Genomic DNA, 22,593 nt, shown 5'->3' with positions numbered 1-22,593 from the left:
ATCATTGAGGGCAGAAATTCATAAAAATTCCACAACCTCCTTATTCAGCAAATGAAATACGTACTTCAAGTGAAAGCTTCGTATAAATTGTCAGCTCTGTCACTTTCGCGCGATATGCCTTTTCCCGAATGGTATATTCTTTGTTTTCGACCGTGCGTTTTAGTAATTCCTTTGTTTTATAGACACTTTCAATATCCTTTGTAATGACTTCTGAGATATCCTCCTTGACCTGATCTTCAAACTTTAGCGTATCTGGCTCTGGGATTTTATACTGCTCACGATTCACGAGATGAACATCTACGCTTTGAATCAGCAGCCGCTTCTTATTATCCTCATTTAACTTATGCAAATCTTCCCGATAGAGTGTGATTTGTTCTTTCAGACTGTCCATATGATGCTGCTGGCTTCTCAGCAGTGTCACTTGCTTTTCCTGAAAGGTTCCGTATGTAAAGAGAAAAATGAGCCAGCTTACAATCGCACCAAACATCATTCCTGCAAAAAAACGCTGCCAGCCTGGGCGTTTATACAGCTCCGGCACCCTCATGATGACACATGCTCCTGGGTGAGCCACGTAATAATGAGATACCCCGTTTGTGCACCGCCCATGGCAGAGATAATTAATAAAATCTGCTTAAAAATATCACGCGTGTTTCCTTCGAAAATGCCTCGTTCAAAGCTATAAACAGCATCAAATGTTCCACCGATAGCGGCGACAAGCGCCCAAATCTTTAAACGGTTGGCAAGACTAGTAATAATGGATAAAGGCGGCTGACCAGATAAATACGCACCAACACCGCCGATAATGGCACCGCCCAAAATGACCCCAAGGGCAATAAAATAACAGCTAATAAAATTTGGAATAAAAGCTTCCTTCACATCCATTTTGTCCACCTCACTCTATTCAATATATGGCGTGTGCTGGACAAGTATGAACGGACAGAAAAGAAAGAACATTTGTTTCTCATCGCATCGCGTTTTATAATGAAAGAATGACTTTAGACGAAAGGAGTGGATTAAGCATGTCTTATGTTCATCTTCAGGTCCACAGTGGATACAGCTTATTAAGCAGTGCAGCTAAAGTAAAGGAGCTTGTGCTGAAAGCAAAAGAACTTGGCTGCAAGGCGCTTGCTCTTACCGATGACCATGTGATGTATGGCACGGTTGAATTTTATAAGGAATGTAAAAAACATGGCATCAAGCCGGTTATCGGTTTAACAGCTTCTGTCTTCATAGATGAACAAGAGACAGAGGCTTATCCCTTGGTACTCCTTGCAAAAAACAATGAAGGCTATCAAAACCTGATCAAAATCAGCAGTGTGCTGAAATCAAAATCAAAAGCCGGATTGAAAGAAAAATGGCTCAAAAGCTATCACCGCGGGCTCATTGCCATCACACCAGGCGCATCTGGGTATATTGAAACGCTTTTGCAGCATGATCAGTTAGAAGAAGCGCGTGAAGCCGCCAAACAATTGAAGCATATATTCGGCGAGGGACATGTGTATATCGCACTTCAGCCATTTCAGCAGGACGAATCGCTCGCCGGCAAACTGCGGGACGTCTCACAAAGTGCAGACATTCCTCTTGTTGCGACGGGTGATGTTCACTATATCAATCGAGAAGACAAAATGGCTTATACGTGCTTAAAGGCGATTAAAGCAGGTAAGCAGCTTTCAGAGATAGAGGAAGACCGAGGAGAAAAGCATTTCAAATCCTTTGAAGAAATGTTGGAATGGTATAGAGATGATCGAGAGCTGCTGACAAGAACGGTGGAGATTGCAGACCGCTGTGAAGTCGATTTAAATCTTGGGCAGACAAAACTTCCATCCTATCCAACTCCTGATCAATCAACAGCAGATCAGTTTTTACGCAGAGTGTGCGCAGAAGGGATGAAGCAAAGAAAGATTGCTTCAAATGACATGTATGTTAAAAGGCTTGAATATGAGCTGAGCATTATCCAAAAAATGAATTTCAGTGATTATTTTCTCATTGTGTGGGATTTTATGAAGTATGCGCATGACAAAGGGATTGTCACAGGCCCTGGACGGGGATCAGCAGCGGGTTCACTTGTTGCGTATGTTCTGTTTATAACGGATGTCGATCCGATCCGTCACGGTCTTTTATTTGAGCGTTTCTTAAATCCAGAGCGGATCAGTATGCCAGATATAGATATTGATTTCCCCGATACGAGAAGAGATGAAATCATTTCTTATGTAAAAGACAAATACGGAGACATGCATGTGGCGCAAATTGTCACGTTTGGAACACTTGCAGCAAAAGCTGCTTTAAGGGATGTTGGACGTGTGATGGGAATTGATTCAAAAGCAGCGGACCGTCTTGCCAAGCTGATTCCATCAAAGCCAGGAACGACGCTGAAAGAAGCGGTGACTGCATCTTCTGAATTAAAAACGATGCTTCAGCAATCCGAAGAGCTTCGAAAGGTCTTCCAAACTGCTTTAAAAGTAGAAGGCTTGCCAAGACACACCTCGACACATGCAGCTGGCGTTGTGCTGAGCGAAGAGCCGCTGACAGAGGTCGTTCCGATTCAAGACGGCCATGAAGGTGTGTATTTAACGCAGTACGCCATGAATTATTTAGAAGACCTTGGACTTTTAAAGATGGATTTCTTAGGGCTCAGAAACTTAACATTAATTGAATCCATTAAAAACCAGATTGAAAGACAGGAAAACGTCCACATTAACTTTAGTGACATTTCATACGAGGATCAGAAAACGTTTGAATTGTTATCCGCCGGAGATACAACTGGAATATTCCAGCTTGAATCACAGGGAATGCGACAGGTGCTGAGACGCCTGAAGCCGTCTAGTTTAGAAGATATCGTGGCGGTCAATGCCCTCTATCGTCCAGGTCCAATGGAAAATATCCCGCTTTTTATCGACCGAAAGCATGGCAGAGTCAAGGTCTCCTATCCTCATCCTGATTTGTATGACATATTAAAGGATACATATGGGGTCATCGTCTATCAGGAGCAAATCATGCTGATTGCAGCGAAGATGGCTGGTTTTCAGCTGGGCGAGGCAGATCTATTAAGAAGAGCTGTTTCGAAGAAGGATAAAAAGGTCCTTGATGAAGAGCGAAGCCATTTTGTTGAAGGATGCCTAAAAAAGGAGTATCCTGTTAACATTGCAAATGACGTTTATGACTTAATCGTCAAATTTGCAAACTATGGTTTTAATAGAAGCCATGCTGTTGCATATAGCATGATTGGCTTTCAGCTTGCTTATTTAAAAGCGCATTATCCGTTATATTTTATGTGCGGTCTTTTAACGAGTGTAATTGGAAATGAAGACAAAGTTGCTCAATATTTCTATGAGGCGAAGGAAAAAGGGATATCTGTGTTGAAGCCTTCTATTAATAAGAGTGAGTTTCCATTTACGGTTGAAAAAGGGGAGATCCGCTACAGCTTAAGAGCGATCAAAAATGTCGGAGTGTCAGCTGTAAAGGATATATACAGAGCAAGACAGGAAAAGCCGTTTGAAGATTTATTTGATTTTTGCGCAAGAGTATCACCAAAGAGTGTCAACCGAAAAACGATTGAAGCGCTCATTTTTTCAGGGGCGATGGATGAATTTTATCCCAATCGTGCTTCGTTATTAGCATCGATAGATATTGCGTTAGACCACGTGTCATTTTTAAATCCAGAGGATCAGCTGGACTTTCTTGGGGATACAACCTTCTCCATTAAGCCAAAATATGCGGAGATAGAAGAAATGCCGCTTGTTGACCTCCTGCAATTTGAAAAAGAGGCACTCGGGTTATATTTATCAAATCATCCAGTACAAGCGTACCGAGACCGCTTAAGAGAGAATGGTGCAGTGGAAATCATCAGACTTTCTTCCTATATAAAGCGTAAAATCTCAATGGGTGGTCTTTTGACAAAAGTGAAATCGATTCGGACAAAAAATGGACAATCGATGGCATTTGTTACATTTGGGGATGAAACGGGAGAAATGGAAGGCGTCGTCTTTCCAGAGCAATTTAGAAAGCTGTCCCCCTTACTTGAGGAGGGCACCATGCTTTATGTTGAAGGCAGAGTAGAGGTCAGAAATGACAGCAGTCAAATCATCGTGCAAGAAGCTGCTTTGCTGGAAGAGATGGACGCAAAAAGAAAAGAGTCTGTCTACATTCGGGTCAAAGAAGAGAATCATACGCAGGAGCTGCTAAAGCAAGTAAAACGAGTCCTCTCGATGCACAGCGGAGAAGCAGATGTCTATTTGTATTATGAGAAGCAAAAAAAGACGATGAGACTTCCAGATGCATACAAAGTTCATGCAAATCATGCTGTGATTTTCCAGTTAAAAGAGCTGCTCGGTGAACAAAACGTTGTGATTAAATGATGACAAATCGCCTGAATATGTTTTACAAATTCACCTATTGTGTTATCATTTTAAAGATTCTGTGTATTTAAAACTGCCAGTATGTGCTTATCAACTTAGCAAATCATTAAATCATTTTCCACTTGAAGGAGTGTTCATCACATGTCATTAAGAGAAGAAGCATTACATATGCACAAAGAGAATCAAGGCAAACTCGAATCAAAATCAAAAGTACAAGTGAAAAATGCGAAAGACTTGAGCTTGGCTTATTCACCTGGTGTTGCAGAACCATGTAAAGATATTTATGACGACACAAGCAAAGTGTATGATTATACAATGAAAGGCAATATGGTCGCTGTTGTCACAGACGGAAGCGCTGTTTTAGGGCTTGGAAATATTGGCGCAGAAGCATCTCTTCCAGTAATGGAAGGGAAAGCTGTATTATTCAAAAGTTTTGCAGGCGTAGATGCTTTCCCAATCGCGCTTGCAACGAATGATGTTGACAAAATCGTTGAAACAGTGAAGCTTCTTGAGCCGACTTTTGGCGGTGTGAACCTTGAAGATATTGCAGCACCTAACTGCTTTATCATCGAAGAGCGCTTGAAAAAAGAGACAAACATTCCAGTTTTCCACGATGATCAGCACGGAACAGCCATTGTGACAGTAGCAGGACTTGTGAATGCACTGAAGCTATCTGGAAAATCCATGTCTTCAATCAAAGTAGTGGCAAACGGCGCTGGGGCAGCAGGAATTGCGATTATCAAGCTTCTTTATCATTTCGGTGTACGTGATATCATTATGTGTGATACGAAAGGTGCTATTTACGAAGGCCGCCCGAACGGTATGAATGCAGTGAAAAACGAAGTAGCTAAATTCACGAACCAAGACCGCAAAGAAGGTTCATTAGAAGAAGTCATTGAAGGTGCAGACGTCTTTATCGGGGTTTCTGTAGCAGGCGCTTTAACAAAAGAAATGGTTGGAAAAATGGCAAAAGATCCTGTCATCTTTGCTATGGCTAATCCAAATCCAGAGATCATGCCAGAAGATGCACATGCAGCAGGTGCAAGTGTTGTAGGAACTGGCCGTTCTGACTTCCCGAACCAAGTGAACAACGTACTGGCATTCCCAGGAATTTTCCGCGGAGCATTAGATGTACGTGCAACTCACATTAACGAAGAAATGAAAATCGCAGCTGTTGAAGCGATTGCGTCTCTTGTCTCAGATGAAGAATTGTCAGCTGAATATGTCATCCCTGCACCATTTGATGCACGCGTAGCACCAGCGGTAGCAAAAGCGGTGGCAAAAGCAGCAATGGAAACTGGCGTTGCAAGAATCAAGGTCGACCCAGAAGCTGTCGCTGAAAAAACAAGAAAATTAACGATTATCGGCGAATAATCAACTGGAAAAGTGTGCACGTTCTTTCTGAAACTGGAGGAAAAACGTGCACCATTTCCTCTCTTATGCGAAAAATTTTTCATCCGGAATGAGATTTTTTTGTAGACGTTCACAATTCAAACATATCAACTGCTCAGCGCCCCAAACACATACTCATTTCTCATCAATTCCCCACTGAAAAAATTGAATGAAGGATGACAGCGTTTGACAAAAAAAGTACAATAGTTTCGGTACAGTTATGACATGTCCTATAATAGTGGATGTGCGTGTAAAGAAAAAACCCTTCAAAAAGGGAGGTAGTCATTTGTCAATCAAGAATATTTTCAGTAAAAAGAAAAAATATGCATCTGTACCCTCTGAACAGGCAAGTCAAGATGTGCCTGAAGGCATCATGACCAAATGTCCGCAATGTAAAAAAATAATGCTCACCAAAGAACTAGATAAAAATTTACGTGTTTGTATGAATTGCGGCAGACATTTGCAAATGAATGCAAAACAGCGTATTGAAAGCCTTGTAGATGAAGGCACATTTGAAGAATTTAACGGGCACCTCATTTCATCAAACCCGCTCGGTTTCCCAGGCTACGAAGAAAAGCTTGAGAAAGACAGAGAAAAAACATCTTTGAATGAAGCCATTGTCACAGGTAAAGGTGAAATTGAAGGCCAAAGTGCTGTGATTGCTGTCATGGATGCCACGTTCCGTATGGGCAGCATGGGATCGGTTGTTGGTGAAAAAATCACGCTGGCGATCGAGAAAGCAAAAGCGGACAAGGTGCCATTTATTATCTTTACTGCTTCTGGCGGAGCGAGAATGCAAGAGGGAATTCTCAGTCTCATGCAGATGGCAAAAACAAGTTCAGCATTAAAACTGTTCAGCGAGGATCAAGGTTTGATTATCTCTGTGATGACGAACCCAACAACTGGCGGTGTATCAGCTAGTTTTGCGTCTCTCGGTGATTACAATTTTGCAGAACCTGGTGCTTTAATTGGTTTTGCAGGCCGCAGAATCATTGAACAAACGATTCGTGAAGACCTGCCAGAGGACTTCCAGACGGCTGAATTTTTAATGAAGCATGGACAGCTTGATGCTGTGATCCATCGTGCAGAAATGAAAGAAACACTAGGCCGAATCTTAGCGCTACACAGCACAGGAGGTGAACGAGAGTGGCTGGAGAACTAGAATTTGAAAAACCTGTCATTGAACTTCGAGCGAAAATTGATGAACTGAAAAAGTTCACACAAAACTCAGAAATGGATTTAAGTGCAGAAATTGAGCGCCTTGAAACACGTCTGAGCAAGCTTGAAGCAGACATTTATACAAATTTAAAGCCGTGGGACAGAGTGCAGATTGCTCGGCATGCGATGCGCCCAACAACTCTCGATTACATTCAAGAGCTGTTTGACAACTTTTTCGAATGTCACGGTGACCGTTTTTATGGTGATGATGAAGCGATCGTTGGAGGAATTGCCACGTTTAAAGGGCTTCCTGTCACGGTTATTGGCCATCAGCGCGGTAAAGATACAAAAGAAAACTTGCGCCGTAATTTCGGAATGCCTCATCCAGAAGGCTATCGTAAAGCGCTGCGCTTGATGAAACAAGCAGATAAATTTAATCGCCCGATCATTTGCTTTATTGATACAAAAGGAGCTTATCCTGGTAAAGCAGCTGAAGAGCGCGGACAAAGTGAAGCAATTGCGAAAAACCTATTCGAAATGGCAGGACTTCGTGTACCAGTTGTCTGTATTGTCATTGGAGAAGGCGGAAGCGGCGGCGCACTAGGCTTAGGCGTAGGAAACCACCTATTCATGCTAGAAAACTCAACGTATTCAGTGATTTCACCTGAAGGTGCAGCAGCGCTGCTCTGGAAGGACTCATCACTTGCGAAAAAAGCTGCAGAATCAATGAAAATTACCGCTCCAGACCTAAAAGAATTAGATATTATAGATGATGTTATTAAAGAAGTGCAAGGTGGAGCACATCGAGACGTGAAACAACAAGCAGCTTACATGGAAAAAACATTAAAACAGTCACTTACATCTTTGCTCAAACTAACACCTGAAGAACTAGTCGAACAAAGATATGAAAAATATAAAGCAATCGGGAAAGTATCGATTGAAAATCAATATATTGGGGTAAACTAAATAAACGTACAGCCATTTTGGCTGGCGTTTATTTTTTTTCATCTTTTTTCATGAAAACCGACTTCATGTAAGCGCTATTTGAAAATAATTTTCTTTTGTTTTCATAAAATTTGAAACGTCTGAAAACCTTGATATGATAAGGTTTATAGCACCTCCCTTCACAGATTTCAGAGAGATTTGCTTTCATGACGTTCTTAACTTTTGTTTAAAAACGGTTTATTTAATTGTATAATAAGTACGGTTTTAGAAATTCGTATTGAAAACATCCAAATTTGCTCATGATTGTTTTCAAGCAGTGGAAATGGTATGTTTAATTCATATATGGTCTCTGAGGTGAAAAAGATGAAGCGTATAGGAGTTTTAACAAGCGGTGGGGATTCCCCAGGAATGAATGCAGCTGTGCGCGCAGTTGTAAGGAAAGCAATTTACCATAAGGTTGAAGTTTACGGTATTTATAATGGATACTCAGGTCTAATTAACGGTAAAATTGAGAAACTCGAAATAGGTTCAGTAGGCGATATCATTCATCGTGGAGGAACAAAACTTTACACGGCAAGATGTCCTGAATTCAAGACAGTTGAAGGTCGTGAAAAAGGAATTGAAAACTTAAAAAAATTCGGTATTGAAGGACTTGTAGTCATTGGTGGAGACGGGTCATTTATGGGAGCGAAGAAATTAACAGAGCTCGGTTTTCCATGTGTAGGTGTCCCTGGCACGATTGACAACGATATTCCAGGTACTGATTTCACTATTGGCTTTGATACAGCACTGAATACTGTCATTGATGCCATTGATAAAATTCGTGATACAGCCACATCTCATGAACGTACATACGTAGTGGAAGTAATGGGAAGACATGCTGGTGATATTGCTCTTTGGTCAGGTCTTGCGGGCGGAGCCGAATCTATTTTGATTCCTGAAGCAGACTATGACATGGACGAAATTATTGCTAGGTTAAGAAGAGGTCACGAACGCGGCAAGAAGCATAGTATCATCATCGTTGCAGAAGGCGTAGGCAGTGGTGTTGAATTTGGTAAGCGGATTGAAGAGGAGACAAGCCTTGAAACACGTGTATCCGTCTTAGGACATATTCAGCGCGGAGGTTCTCCGAGCGCGTTTGACCGAGTGCTGGCAAGCCGTTTAGGAGCATATGCAGTCGAACTTCTTCTCGAAGGACAAGGCGGACGCTGTGTAGGCATTCAAAGTAATGAACTCGTTCATCACGATATTTTAGAAATCTTAGATAAAAAACATACAGTCGATAAAAATATGTACCGACTTTCACAAGAGCTCTCTATATAAAACGAGAAGACCTTAGGAGGAACAGTAATGAGAAAGACAAAAATCGTTTGTACAATCGGTCCAGCAAGTGAAAGCATTGAAAAGCTGACTGAATTGATTGAAGCAGGAATGAATGTAGCCAGACTAAACTTCTCCCATGGAGATTTTGAAGAGCATGGTGCACGCATTGAAAACATACGTAAAGCAGGTAAAACATTAGGCAAGGACATTGCGATCCTTCTAGATACAAAAGGTCCAGAGATCCGTACACGTACAGTTGAAAACGGCTCAATTGAGCTAGTCGCTGGTGCTGATCTTATCGTGAGTATGGAAGACATTGTTGGAAATACGGAAAAAATTAGTGTGACATACGAAGACTTAATTCATGATGTAGAAGTAGGTTCAACGATTCTATTAGATGATGGTCTGATTGGTTTAGAAGTAAAAGAAATTAACAAGGACCGCAAAGAAATCGTCACTAAAGTCATGAATACAGGCACGCTCAAAAACAAAAAAGGCGTCAACATACCTGGCGTCAGTGTGAACCTGCCAGGTATTACAGAAAAGGATGCCAATGATATTCTGTTTGGAATTGAACAAGGCGTCGATTTCATCGCAGCTTCTTTTGTGAGACGAGCTTCTGATGTTCTTGAAATTCGTGAGCTTCTTGAAAAGAACAATGCGACTGATATTCAAATCATCCCTAAGATTGAAAACCAAGAGGGTGTTGATAACATCGACGAGATCCTTGAGGTATCTGACGGTTTAATGGTTGCGCGTGGAGATCTTGGTGTAGAGATCCCGGCAGAAGAAGTACCGCTTGTTCAAAAAATGCTGATCAAAAAATGCAATCGTTTAGGCAAGCCTGTCATCACAGCGACTCAAATGCTGGACAGCATGCAGCGTAACCCACGTCCTACCCGTGCGGAAGCAAGTGACGTGGCAAATGCTATTTTTGACGGCACAGATGCGATTATGCTTTCTGGTGAAACAGCAGCAGGAACATATCCAGTAGAAGCCGTACAAACAATGCATAACATTGCATCACGTTCAGAAGAAGCACTAAACTATAAAGCCATTCTTTCTCGCAGAAGCGAAGAAGTAGAAGTCAGCATTACAGACGCGATTGGTCAATCTGTTGCACATACAGCAATGAAGCTTGATGTAGCAGCCATTGTGACACCGACAGAAAGCGGACACACAGCAAGAATGATTTCAAAATATAGACCAAAAGCACCAATCGTAGCAGTTACTGCAAACGAATCAGTGGCGAGAAAGCTTTCACTCGTATTCGGTGTATTTGCAAAGAGCGGATCAAAAACGACGTCTACTGATGAAATGCTTGAGAATGCAGTAGAAAAGTCAATTGAAACAGGCTATGTAAGACACGGCGATTTAATCGTGATTACAGCTGGTGTGCCAGTTGGTGAAACAGGTACGACGAACTTAATGAAAGTATATGTTGTCGGTGACATCATTGCGAAAGGTCAAGGTATTGGCCGTAAATCTGCATTTGGACCGGTTGTCATTGCACAAAGCGGAAAAGAAGCAGAAGAAAAAATGTACGATGGTGCGATCCTGGTTGCAAACTGCACAGATCGTGATATGATGGGAGCTTTAGAAAAAGCATCTGCCCTTATCACAGAAGAAGGCGGTTTAACAAGCCATGCAGCAGTTGTTGGACTAAGCCTCGGCATTCCAGTGATTGTTGGTCTTGACAGCGCAACGACACTATTAAAAGAAGGCGAAGAGATTACAGTAGATCCAGCACGCGGAGCGATCTACAAAGGCCGTGCGAGCGTTCTTTAAATCATCCAAGAGGGGAGTTGTCTGACTCCTCTCTTTTTTTATGTTACACTAAAAAAAGTAAACAGCTTTCGATGAAAGATACCCCATGAGGTGATATGGTTGAAGAAATATTTTCTACTATTATTAATTCTGTTCCCTGCGGTGGAAATTAGTTTATTTTTAATCTCAAGTAAAATCATTGGCATTTTGCCAACCATGCTGCTCATCGTGCTGACAAGTGCCTTAGGTGCTTATTTTGCAAGAAAACAAGGTATAGAAGCCTTCCAAAAAGTGCAGCGAGATTTACAATATGGCAAGATGCCAGGGGGAGCGATTGTCGATGGTTTTTGTATTCTAATTGGCGGTCTGCTGCTGCTCATTCCAGGCTTCTTATCGGATCTCATTGGGGCTTTGCTGCTCATTCCGGTGACGAGAAAGGGAATCAAGCCGCTCTTTGAACGCTGGCTTAGAAACATGTCTAATCGCAACCGCTACACGATCATTCGTTAAAGAGACCTTCAGCTGAAGGTCTCTTTTATTTTTGCATGCCATACCGAATGTACTCATAAATATCTCTGAAAACTCCTGCATTACGGAATGCCTGCCACACGACAAGGGAAGCAGGGCCAATCACAAGTCCTAGAAAACCAAACCATTTTAACCCTACAAATAGCGCCACAAGCGTTGCTAAAGGATTAAGTCCGATGGATTTGCTTAAGACTTTTGGCTCTGATATTTGTCTTTGAATGAGGACGACAATATACAAAATGCCCAGTCCAATGGCGAGGGAAAGATTTCCTGTCATAGCAGAATAAATGATCCACGGTAGAAAAACAGTGCCGCTCCCGATATATGGAAGTAAATCGACGAGCCCGATACATAGAGCGATAACGAAGGCATGCTTGACCTTTAAAATGATGAGTCCAATCAATACAATACCAATCGTCATGGCAACAAGCAGAAGCTGAGCCTTCATAAAGCCGGTAATGGCTTTTTTGATTTCAGATAAAATAGCGCGTGTATGCTGCATCCATTTTGCGGGAAAGATACGTGAGCCATATGTTTTTAACGTAAACCAATCTTTCGTGATAAAAAAAGTCGCCAGAGCAGAAAATAACAGTGTGGCTGCTGCATCAGGCAAAAGACCTAAAAAAGCCGGAATAAGCTCGAATGTTTTTGAAAGAAAAGACCCGATTTTTGCGGCCGCTTCATCACCAAGTGCTTGAATTTGTCCCAAAATCGATTCCTTTTGACCTGCTTGAAGCGTATTAAATTGGGCCGTCACATCATGATATAAAGGCAGAATCTTGTCTGTGAAAAATTGCTCTACAATCCCAATCATTTGATCAAGATGACGGGGCAACACCTTTGCCAAATAAGCACTTCCTGAAATGATTTCCGCAACTAAAAGCGTCATTAAGCCGGCGGCTGCGACTAAAAAGAGCAAGAGCACAATGACCACAACAAATCCTCTTGGCATCCCGGTGATCTCTTCGATTTTGCAGACGGCAGGATGAATTAAACAAGACACGATAAGGGCGATCCAAAAAGGATATAAAAACGGAAAAGACTGATATAAAAAGACAACCGCAAAAACAGCAATGCTGATCATCATCAAACTTCGAAGAAAAATGGCCACATAGGCGTGATTCACACAATCCCCTCCAAAAAACAAGCATGTCCGATACTTCATTTTATTCAAAAAGATTAGTAATATGAAAAGGTCGCAATAAAAAGAAAGAAAGGAGCGGCGTATGTTTACTCAAGCAAATTTGTTTTTGGTTCTTTTACTCGTTATTGCACTTATTGCAAAAAACAATTCGTTAATTGTAGCAGTCTCTGTGCTGATCGCGATTAAGCTGATTGGCCTGGATCAAAAAATTTTCCCGGTTCTCCAATCTAAAGGCATTAATTGGGGGGTCACCGTTATTACCATTGCAGTTCTGGTCCCGATTGCAACAGGTGACATTGGATTTAAGCAGCTTGGAGAAGCGATGAAATCTTCCTATGCTTGGATAGCTCTTGGAGCGGGTATATTAGTAGCATTAATTGCAAAAAACGGGATTGTGCTACTCGAAAATGATCCGCATATTACGGCAGCGCTTGTGTTCGGTACCATTTTGGCAGTCAGCTTATTTAAAGGTGTGGCAGTTGGACCGCTTATCGGGGCTGGAATTGCTTATTTGGCGATGCAGGCTGTGAAATTTTTCAGCGGGTGAAAAGAGAGTGGTTCCTGCCACTTTCTTTTTTAAATTTTTTCTTGCGTGAGCTTTTGCAAAAAAACATAATTAAATATATTAAAAGAAGCAAAATCCCTTTATTCCATGCCTGATATGGGAGACTGGAAAAAAAAATATCAAAAAAAATTATAGTTAAACATTTAACAAATGTCTGATTATTGTTTATAATGGGAATAGGCTTAATTTTGAACTCATTGATCACACAAGAGATATGAGGCTAAAAGCGCTCTAACCGTATAGGTAAATGTAAGCATTTTCTTTTCTGAGCCTGCTATCTTATCCGGATTGGATAGCGCTTTCAAAAAGTGAGAATTCTGCAACGAAGGGGAATCTTTTTAAAAAGGGGAGATTGAACATGACAGCAACAAGAGGTCTTGAAGGTATCGTGGCAACAACTTCATCCGTAAGCTCAATTATTGATGATACTCTTACTTATGTAGGGTACAATATCGATGATTTAACTGAAAAAGCTACATTCGAAGAAATTGTCTACCTGTTATGGCACTTAAAGCTGCCGAATGAGCAGGAGCTGAGTGAATTAAAACAGCAGCTCAATGAAAATGCTCAGATTCCGCAAGAAATCATTGAGCATTTTAAATCTTATTCGCTTGATGGGGTTCATCCAATGTCTGCGATTCGTACAGCAGTATCTTTACTAGGTTTACTTGATGACGAATCAGAGATTATGGACAAAGAAGCGAATTACAGAAAGGCGATTCGCTTACAGGCGAAAATTTCTGGACTAGTCGCTGCGTTTTCACGCATCCGCAAAGGGCTTGAGCCTGTACAGCCAAAAGAAGAATACAGCTATGCTGCAAACTTCTTGTATATGCTAAATGGCGAAGAGCCGTCACCAGTAGAAATTGAAGCCATTGATAAGGCACTTATTCTGCATGCGGATCATGAATTAAACGCATCGACATTTACAGCACGTGTATGTGTTGCTACACTATCAGATATCTACTCTGGTGTGACAGCGGCTATCGGTGCGCTGAAGGGACCGCTTCATGGCGGCGCTAATGAAGGCGTGATGAAGATGCTTTCAGAAATTGGCGAAGTTGAAAACGTAGATTCCTATATTCATGGTAAGCTAGAGAAGAAAGAAAAAATTATGGGCTTTGGCCATCGCGTATACCGTCAAGGCGACCCGCGTGCAAAGCATCTAAAAGAAATGAGCCAGCGTTTAACAAACCTCACTGGCGAGCCGAAATGGTATGAAATGTCTGTTCGCGCAGAGGAAATCGTGACATCAGAGAAAAATCTTCCACCAAATGTTGATTTTTATTCTGCATCTGTATATCACAGTCTTGGGATTGATCATGACTTGTTTACACCAATTTTCGTGATCAGCCGATTCTCTGGATGGATTGCTCACATTCTAGAGCAATATGACAACAACCGTCTTATCCGTCCAAGAGCTGACTACATTGGACCTGATCTTCAAACCTTTGTTCCGATCAGTGAAAGAGACTAATGTTTATAGAATAAGCGGGGGCTGATTTCAAAAGGCCAATCAGCCTCCATATCAACAAAAAAACGAATCACGTGAAAAACTTCTTTGTTTGCAGACATCAAGCCAAGAAGTTTCAAATATTCACTACATAACCTGGGAGGTAATATCATTGTCACAAGGCGAAAAAATTACAGTTACTGGCGGCGTATTGAATGTACCAAATAATCCAATTATCCCGTTTATTGAAGGGGACGGAATCGGTCCTGACATTTGGAAAGCAGCATCAAGAGTACTTGAAGCAGCTGTAGAAAAAGCATATAAAGGTGAAAAGCAAATCACTTGGAAAGAAGTATATGCAGGTGAGAAAGCTTACAATAAAACTGGAGAGTGGCTTCCTGAGCAAACGCTTGAAGACATTCGTGAATACTTAATTGCGATTAAAGGACCACTAACAACACCAATTGGCGGAGGAATCCGTTCATTAAACGTGGCACTTAGACAAGAGCTTGATTTATTCACATGCTTACGTCCTGTTCGCTGGTTCAAAGGCGTACCTTCTCCTGTGAAACGTCCAGAAGACACAGATATGGTGATCTTCCGTGAGAACACAGAAGATATCTATGCAGGTATCGAGTATGCAAAAGGTTCAGACGAAGTGAAGAAATTAATTGACTTCTTGAAAAACGAATTAGGTGTAAATAAAATCCGTTTCCCAGAAACGTCAGGTATCGGAATCAAGCCAGTTTCTGAAGAGGGAACATCCCGTCTTGTCAGAGCGGCTATCCAATATGCAATTGACCAAGGCCGTAAATCTGTGACGCTTGTTCACAAAGGAAACATCATGAAATTTACAGAAGGTGCCTTCAAAAACTGGGGCTACGAAGTGGCTGAAAAAGAGTTTGGCGACAAAGTCTTTACATGGGCACAATATGATCGTATTGTAGAACAAGATGGAAAAGATGCGGCAAACAAAGCGCAAAGTGAAGCAGAAGCTGCTGGCAAAATCATTGTCAAAGACAGCATTGCAGATATTTTCCTTCAACAAATCCTAACTCGTCCAGCTGAGTTCGATGTTGTGGCTACAATGAACTTAAATGGAGATTACATCTCTGATGCACTTGCAGCACAAGTTGGTGGAATTGGTATCGCACCTGGTGCGAACATCAACTACGAAACAGGACACGCTATTTTTGAAGCGACTCACGGAACAGCACCAAAATATGCTGGTCTTGATAAAGTGAATCCATCTTCTGTTCTTCTATCAGGCGTGCTTTTACTTGAGCACCTTGGCTGGCAGGAAGCAGCTGATCTAGTGATTCAATCTGTTGAAAAAACAATTGCATCTAAAGTCGTCACATACGATTTTGCTAGATTAATGGATGGCGCAACAGAAGTGAAATGTTCTGAGTTTGCTGACGAGCTCATCAAAAACTTGTCTTGATTCTTAAACTTTAAAGTTAAAGGGGAAAAAGGAAATGGCAAACAAGCGTAAAAAAGTATCTGTCATCGGAGCAGGTTTTACAGGAGCAACTACAGCATTTCTAACGGCTCAAAAAGAATTAGCGGATGTCGTATTAGTTGATATCCCGCAGCTTGAGAACCCAACAAAAGGGAAAGCTCTTGATATGCTGGAAGCAAGCCCTGTTCAAGGCTTCGATGCGAACATTACAGGCACTTCTAACTACGAAGATACAGCCGGTTCTGATGTCGTGGTCATTACGGCAGGAATTGCAAGAAAGCCGGGAATGAGCCGTGACGATCTCGTGTCAACAAATGAAAAAATCATGCGTAGCGTGACACGCGAAATCGTTAAATATTCTCCAGAAGCCATTATTGTTGTATTAACAAACCCTGTTGATGCAATGACATATGCCGTTTATAAAGAATCAGGATTACCAAAAGAAAAAGTCATTGGACAATCGGGTATTCTTGATACAGCACGCTTCCGTACGTTTGTTGCTCAAGAATTAAACCTATCTGTCAAAGATGTGACGGGCTTTGTGCTTGGTGGACATGGCGATGACATGGTTCCGCTTGTTCGTTACTCTTATGCAGGCGGTATCCCGCTTGAAACATTGATTCCAAAAGATCGTATTGATGCGATTGTTGAAAGAACAAGAAAAGGCGGCGGCGAAATCGTAAACCTATTAGGTAACGGTAGTGCCTATTATGCACCTGCTGCTTCACTCGTAGAAATGGTTGAGGCGATTCTAAAAGATCAGCGCCGCGTGATCCCAACGATTGCATACCTTGAAGGTGAATATGGCTACGAAGGCATTTACCTTGGTGTACCAACAATCGTAGGTGGAAACGGCCTTGAGCAGATCATTGAGCTTGAGCTGACAGAAGAAGAAAGAAGTCAGCTTGACCGTTCTGTTGAATCTGTTAAGAACGTCATGAAAGTATTGTCTTAATATGAAAAAAAGAAGGCTTCTCTTATGAGGGGCCTTCTTTTTGTTTACAAAACCAATCTTGTCGAAATTTTAAATTGTCCTCTTGTTAAGCTTTCGTTAAAATGAAAGAGAAAGCATGACTTCTCGCTTTTCACATAAGATACAAAAAAACGGATGCAGGGGAAATCACTAATTGGAGGCACAACATGAATAAAAAAATATTAGTTGTGGATGATGAAGAATCGATTGTAACACTTCTAAGCTATAACCTTGAAAGGGCGGGCTATGATGTCGTCACAGCAAGAGATGGGGAAGAAGCGCTTGAAAAAGCAGCAAGTGAACAGCCTGATCTCATTGTATTAGATTTAATGCTTCCGAAAATGGACGGCATTGAAGTGTGTAAACAACTGAGAATTCAAAAAATGATGTTCCCTATTTTAATGCTGACAGCAAAGGACGATGAATTTGATAAGGTGCTCGGTCTTGAACTTGGAGCCGATGATTACATGACAAAGCCATTCAGTCCTAGAGAAGTGGGTGCTCGGGTAAAAGCCATCTTGAGAAGAGCGCAGCAATCTCAGCCTGTCCCCGCGCAAGAGGAGAAGGAAGAGGTCATTGCAGACCAAATCAAAATTGGTGAACTGCGCATTTTACCAGAACACTACGAAGTCTACTTCCAAGAAGAACGCCTAGAGCTTACGCCGAAGGAATTCGAACTGCTGCTTTATTTGGCCAAGCATAAAGGACGTGTCCTCACACGTGATCTGCTGCTAAGTGCCGTTTGGAATTATGACTTTGCGGGTGATACTCGTATTGTGGATGTACATATCAGCCACTTGCGGGACAAAATTGAAAAGAATACGAAAAAACCAACATACATTAAAACCATTCGCGGCTTAGGCTACAAATTGGAGGAGCCAAAGCCAAATGAGTAAAATTAGAACCCGTCTGTTTTCGGGCCTTATTTTTCTCCTTTTTATTGTGTTTGTTGCACTTGGCCTTTTTTTGGATCACATGTTCCATGTTTTTTATGAAACAAAATTAACGGAACGAATGGAAAATGAATCGAGCTTTCTTCTTTCTTCCATGGATGGTGATGATCTGCAGGCGAAGCAAAACAAGGAGATCCTCAATCAGGCAAAGCAGCATCTCGATATGAATGCGTCAATTGTGGACCTGAAGGGGAATATCATACATACAACGGGTCAAGCGGAGCAAAGGGGCATCATTCAAAACACACTGAACAATGAACGCCTTCAAACAAAAGGCGTCGTCATTGAGGATGAGAAGGATGCGCTGTTTCATTACGCAGTCCCTATCCTGAAACAAAACAAACCAGTGGGCTATTTATTTCTCCATGCGTCATTCCAGCCTTTAAATGAAATTGACGGCCAGCTTTGGCTCGCATTAGCCGTTTGTCTTGGCTCGGCGATTATTATTATCGTTTTCTTTGGATACCGCATGTCGATGAAATATGTAAAACCGATAGATTATGCCACAAAGGTAGCCAAACAGCTGGAACGCGGGAACTATGATACCAATCATTATGAAGAGCTCATCATCGAAACAAGTGAGCTTAATACATCAATGAAGCGCCTGGCAGAAAGCCTTCAAGAAATGACCAGCACTGGGGAAATGCAGCGGGACCGTCTGCAAACAGTCATTGAAAACATCGGTGCAGGAATTATTTTGATTGATAAGATGGGATATATTAACCTAGTCAATCGAACTTTCCGCAAGCAGTTTAAGGTGCAAAAGCACATTTACATGCACAAGCTGTATCATGAAGCATTTACTCATGAAGAAATTATTGAGCTGATTGACGAAATTTTCATGACAGAAACGAAGGTGCGGAAGTTTTTACGCCTCGCCGTTGACATTGAACGGCGCTACTTCCAGGTGGATGGTGTTCCCATTTTAAGTACAGACGATGAATGGAAAGGAATTGTCCTTGTATTTCATGACGTGACAGAAACAAAGCAGCTGGAGCAGATGCGAAAAGATTTTGTCGCCAATGTGTCTCACGAATTAAAGACACCGATTACGTCGATTAAAGGATTCTCCGAAACTCTTCTTGATGGAGCGATTGATGACAAAGAAGCGCTGGCACAATTCCTTTCCATCATTCTAAAAGAGAGTGTCCGTCTCGAAACTCTCATTCAAGATTTACTCGATCTTTCCAAAATCGAGCAGCAGCATTTCAAGCTGAATATTCAAGACGCCAATGCGACAGAAATCATTCAAGAGATTGAAGTCCTTTTAAAACAAAAGGCCGCAGAAAAAGGCATTCAATTACAAGTGCGAATCCCGAAAGAGCCTGTCTATGTGATGGCAGATCCGCTGAGGTTAAAGCAAATCTTCCTCAATCTCGTGAACAATGCCCTTACCTATACACCAGAGGGAGGGAGTGTCACCATCTCAGCAAGACCGCGGAAAGGCGCCTATGAATTTGATGTAGCAGATACAGGAATCGGCATGAAGAAAAGCGAGATTCCAAGAATATTTGAGAGATTTTATCGAATTGATAAAGATAGAAGTAGAAATTCAGGCGGTACAGGACTTGGTCTTGCCATTGTCAAACACCTTGTGGAGGCGCATGAAGGGACGATTTCGGTCCATAGCAAACAAGGTAAAGGAACGACTTTTACAGTGAGCCTGAAATCAAAATAGGGAAAAAAGGAAAGTCACGTTAAAATTTACATGATCTTTACAATGAATTCATGTTTAGTTAAACAATCATTGGTAGGATGAATAGGAACCCCTTCATCCAAGGAGCCAATTTTGTAAGGACGAAAACACTTGTTGTTTTCGTCCCTTTTTTTATGCAGGTTCGACTATTTTCTTTTCAAAATAAACTTTGATAAAATGATGATACAATGTGTGAAAGAGACGGCTGAAATGGCTCAGCCGATGGAGGATTAAAACATGACAGACAAAAAGAAATTAGTACTAGTGGATGGAAACAGTCTCGCTTATCGAGCCTTTTTTGCTTTGCCGCTATTATCAAATGATAAAGGCGTCCATACAAATGCCATTTATGGCTTTGCGATGATCTTAATGAAGATGCTCGAGGACGAGAAGCCAACCCATATGCTTGTCGCATTTGATGCGGGAAAAACAACGTTCCGCCACGAGACATTTAAAGAATATAAAGGCGGAAGACAAAAAACGCCGCCAGAGCTATCAGAACAAATGCCATTTATCCGTGAACTATTAGATGCCTATCAGGTGAAAAGGTACGAGCTTCCTCAATACGAGGCAGACGATATTATCGGGACATTGGCTGTGGAGGCAGAAAAAGACGGCTTTGAAGTCAAAATTTTCTCAGGAGATAAGGACTTAACGCAGCTTTCAACAGACCATACGACGGTAGCAATTACGAAAAAAGGCATTACAGAAGTTGAATATTACACACCGGCTCATATTGAAGAGAAATATGGCCTGCGCCCAGATCAAATCATCGATATGAAAGGTTTGATGGGAGATTCCTCAGATAATATCCCAGGGGTGCCGGGTGTAGGTGAAAAAACAGCGATTAAATTGTTAAAGCAGTTTGAAACGGTTGAAAACCTGCTTGAACATATTGACGAAGTCAGCGGTAAAAAACTCAAAGAAAAGCTTGAAGAATATAAAGAGCAGGCGGTGATGAGTAAAAAACTCGCAACGATTCTTGTAGAAGCGCCAATTGATGTATCAAGCAAGGATCTCGCATATGAAGGTCCTCATATGGATCAAGTGATCTCTCTTTATAAAGAACTAGGCTTTCAAACGCTGCTAGAGCGTCTAGGAGAAGCACCAGAAACAGGTGAACAGGTCGAAGTAGAAGCATTAGAAGTGAAAAAAATGACCGAAGTAACGGATGAGATGCTGACAGATCAAGCTGCTCTTGTGGTAGAGCAGCTTGGAGATAATTATCATGAAGCAGATTTGATTGGTTTTGCGATCCATAATGAAAATGGTGCGTTTTTTATCACGAAAGAAGATGCGCTTCAATCAGACGCATTTAAACAATGGGTACAGGATGAAACGAAGAAGAAATGGGTCTTTGATTCAAAAAGAGCAGTTGTCGCCCTCAGATGGCATGATGTCGATCTAAAAGGTGTCGATAACGATGTCCTGCTCGCTTCCTATGTCGTCAACCCTCAGAAATCGTATGAGGACGTCGCAAGTGTGGCGAAGGAATATGGTCTTAACATCGCTCTTTCTGATGAAAAAGTGTACGGAAAAGGAGCAAAGCAGGCGATTCCACCTGAAGATGAACTGAAGGAACATCTTGGACGAAAAGCAGCGGCGATCTCTGCTCTGCATGATTTAACACTTGAAGCGTTAGAAAAAAATGATCAGCATGAACTATATGAAGACTTAGAGCTGCCGCTTGCCCTCATCCTAGGTGAAATGGAATCCCTTGGGGTAAAGGTAGATATTGAGCGCCTAGAGAAGATGGGTGAAGAGTTAACGAAAAAGCTGAAAGAATATGAAGAAACCATTCACCGCTTAGCAGGTGAAACATTTAACATCAATTCTCCTAAACAGCTTGGCGTGATTCTTTTTGAAAAATTAGGACTGCCGATTATTAAAAAGACAAAGACGGGCTACTCGACATCTGCGGATGTTCTTGAAAAGCTTGAAGATAAGCACGAGATCATTCGGTCCATTCTGCATTACCGCCAAATTGGAAAGCTCCAATCGACCTATGTGGAAGGCTTAATGAAAGTAACGCGCAAGGATACCCATAAAGTGCATACACGATTTAATCAAGCGCTCACGCAAACAGGAAGACTAAGCTCAACAGACCCAAACCTGCAAAACATCCCAATTCGTTTAGAAGAAGGACGAAAGATTCGACAAGCATTCGTTCCATCAAAAGAAGGCTGGCTCATGTTTGCTGCTGACTATTCACAAATTGAGCTGCGTGTACTCGCTCATATTTCTCAGGATGAGAATTTGATCGAAGCGTTTACGCAAGATATGGATATTCACACGAAGACAGCGATGGACGTGTTCCATGTCTCAGAAGAAGAAGTGACTTCCTCTATGAGAAGACAAGCCAAGGCTGTCAACTTCGGTATTGTATATGGGATCAGTGATTATGGGTTATCTCAAAACCTTGGGATCACAAGAAAAGAAGCAGCTGCCTTTATCGAACGCTATTTAACAAGCTTTAAAGGCGTGAAAACCTATATGGAAGAGATCGTGCAGGAAGCGAAACAAAAAGGATATGTCACGACGCTTCTCAAACGCAGACGGTATATCCCGGATATCACAAGCCGTAATTTTAATATCAAAAGCTTTGCCGAACGAACAGCCATGAACACACCGATCCAAGGAAGTGCAGCTGATATTATTAAAAAGGCCATGATTGATATGGCGCGTAAATTAAAAGAAGAAAACTTGCAGGCAAATCTTTTATTACAGGTGCACGATGAATTGATTTTCGAAGCGCCGAAAGAAGAAATTGCCATACTCGAAAAAATTGTTCCTGAAGTCATGGAAAATGCACTTCAGCTAGATGTGCCGCTAAAAGTTGATTTTGCTTCAGGGCCATCTTGGTACGACGCAAAATAATA

General features: G+C 41.7%; 17 protein-coding genes. 14 read left to right on the top strand and 3 right to left on the bottom strand.

Annotation, left to right across the window (positions count from 1 at the left end; genetic code table 11):
* Window positions 1-40: 40 nt before the first annotated feature.
* A complete protein-coding gene (gene ytrI, locus NSQ25_RS13205; RefSeq protein WP_003216226.1) occupies window positions 41-544 on the bottom strand; it encodes a sporulation membrane protein YtrI in 504 nt (167 codons plus the stop codon).
* Window positions 541-882: a YtrH family sporulation protein gene (locus NSQ25_RS13200; protein WP_024424798.1), complete on the bottom strand. Its 342-nt coding sequence runs from the start codon at window positions 880-882 to the stop codon at window positions 541-543. Before NSQ25_RS13200 ends, ytrI begins: the two co-directional genes overlap by 4 nt.
* Window positions 883-1,019: 137 nt before the next feature.
* Here NSQ25_RS13200 and dnaE point away from each other — a divergent pair, with 137 nt between their 5' ends.
* The 7 genes from dnaE to NSQ25_RS13165 all read left to right on the top strand — a co-directional run bounded on the left by dnaE (window position 1,020) and on the right by NSQ25_RS13165 (window position 11,450).
* Window positions 1,020-4,355 (top strand): DNA polymerase III subunit alpha, encoded by a 3,336-nt coding sequence (dnaE, locus tag NSQ25_RS13195; RefSeq protein ID WP_305933741.1) that lies wholly within the window; start codon window positions 1,020-1,022, stop codon window positions 4,353-4,355.
* A gap of 141 nt (window positions 4,356-4,496) precedes the next feature.
* Window positions 4,497-5,729 (top strand): malic enzyme-like NAD(P)-binding protein, encoded by a 1,233-nt coding sequence (locus tag NSQ25_RS13190; protein ID WP_025092260.1) that lies wholly within the window; start codon window positions 4,497-4,499, stop codon window positions 5,727-5,729.
* 304 nt (window positions 5,730-6,033) lie between these two features.
* Entirely contained in the window at window positions 6,034-6,909 is an 876-nt protein-coding gene (gene accD, locus NSQ25_RS13185) for an acetyl-CoA carboxylase, carboxyltransferase subunit beta (RefSeq protein ID WP_024424796.1), read from the top strand.
* Window positions 6,894-7,871 carry an acetyl-CoA carboxylase carboxyl transferase subunit alpha gene (gene accA, locus NSQ25_RS13180; protein ID WP_024424795.1) on the top strand — a complete coding sequence of 326 codons (978 nt, stop codon included), beginning with the start codon at window positions 6,894-6,896 and terminating at the stop codon, window positions 7,869-7,871. The genes accD and accA overlap by 16 nt, the downstream gene beginning before the upstream one ends.
* 342 nt (window positions 7,872-8,213) lie before the next feature.
* On the top strand, window positions 8,214-9,173 hold the full coding sequence (gene pfkA, locus NSQ25_RS13175) for a 6-phosphofructokinase (protein WP_326136167.1): 960 nt from the start codon (window positions 8,214-8,216) through the stop codon (window positions 9,171-9,173).
* Between the two features lie 27 nt (window positions 9,174-9,200).
* Window positions 9,201-10,961: a pyruvate kinase gene (gene pyk, locus NSQ25_RS13170; protein ID WP_024426143.1), complete on the top strand. Its 1,761-nt coding sequence runs from the start codon at window positions 9,201-9,203 to the stop codon at window positions 10,959-10,961.
* 99 nt (window positions 10,962-11,060) lie between these two features.
* Window positions 11,061-11,450: an FxsA family protein gene (locus NSQ25_RS13165; protein WP_024424793.1), complete on the top strand. Its 390-nt coding sequence runs from the start codon at window positions 11,061-11,063 to the stop codon at window positions 11,448-11,450.
* A 25-nt stretch (window positions 11,451-11,475) separates the two neighbouring features.
* On the opposite strand, the gene ytvI is transcribed toward NSQ25_RS13165, so the two are convergent.
* Window positions 11,476-12,594: a sporulation integral membrane protein YtvI gene (gene ytvI, locus NSQ25_RS13160; RefSeq protein ID WP_034279643.1), complete on the bottom strand. Its 1,119-nt coding sequence runs from the start codon at window positions 12,592-12,594 to the stop codon at window positions 11,476-11,478.
* Between the two features lie 100 nt (window positions 12,595-12,694).
* Here ytvI and NSQ25_RS13155 point away from each other — a divergent pair, with 100 nt between their 5' ends.
* The 7 genes from NSQ25_RS13155 (at window position 12,695) to polA (ending at window position 22,591) form a co-directional block, all read left to right on the top strand.
* On the top strand, window positions 12,695-13,159 hold the full coding sequence (locus NSQ25_RS13155) for a DUF441 domain-containing protein (protein ID WP_024424791.1): 465 nt from the start codon (window positions 12,695-12,697) through the stop codon (window positions 13,157-13,159).
* Window positions 13,160-13,535: 376 nt separating this feature from the next.
* A complete protein-coding gene (citZ, locus tag NSQ25_RS13150; RefSeq protein WP_024424790.1) occupies window positions 13,536-14,654 on the top strand; it encodes a citrate synthase in 1,119 nt (372 codons plus the stop codon).
* A gap of 148 nt (window positions 14,655-14,802) precedes the next feature.
* Window positions 14,803-16,074 (top strand): NADP-dependent isocitrate dehydrogenase, encoded by a 1,272-nt coding sequence (icd, locus tag NSQ25_RS13145; protein WP_024424789.1) that lies wholly within the window; start codon window positions 14,803-14,805, stop codon window positions 16,072-16,074.
* 34 nt (window positions 16,075-16,108) lie between these two features.
* Window positions 16,109-17,047: a malate dehydrogenase gene (gene mdh / locus NSQ25_RS13140; protein WP_008356047.1), complete on the top strand. Its 939-nt coding sequence runs from the start codon at window positions 16,109-16,111 to the stop codon at window positions 17,045-17,047.
* A 185-nt stretch (window positions 17,048-17,232) separates the two neighbouring features.
* Window positions 17,233-17,961 carry a response regulator transcription factor gene (locus NSQ25_RS13135; protein WP_024426141.1) on the top strand — a complete coding sequence of 243 codons (729 nt, stop codon included), beginning with the start codon at window positions 17,233-17,235 and terminating at the stop codon, window positions 17,959-17,961.
* Window positions 17,954-19,696 (top strand): ATP-binding protein, encoded by a 1,743-nt coding sequence (locus NSQ25_RS13130; RefSeq protein ID WP_326136168.1) that lies wholly within the window; start codon window positions 17,954-17,956, stop codon window positions 19,694-19,696. Before NSQ25_RS13135 ends, NSQ25_RS13130 begins: the two co-directional genes overlap by 8 nt.
* Before the next feature lie 255 nt (window positions 19,697-19,951).
* Window positions 19,952-22,591, top strand: coding sequence for a DNA polymerase I (polA, locus tag NSQ25_RS13125; protein ID WP_046312038.1), 2,640 nt, complete (start codon window positions 19,952-19,954; stop codon window positions 22,589-22,591).
* Window positions 22,592-22,593: the final 2 nt, after the last annotated feature.

Source organism: Bacillus sp. FSL R5-0512 (assembly GCF_038593295.1).
Taxonomy (GTDB): domain Bacteria; phylum Bacillota; class Bacilli; order Bacillales; family Bacillaceae; genus Bacillus; species Bacillus safensis.
This window is presented reverse-complemented; position numbering and strand designations above follow the sequence as displayed.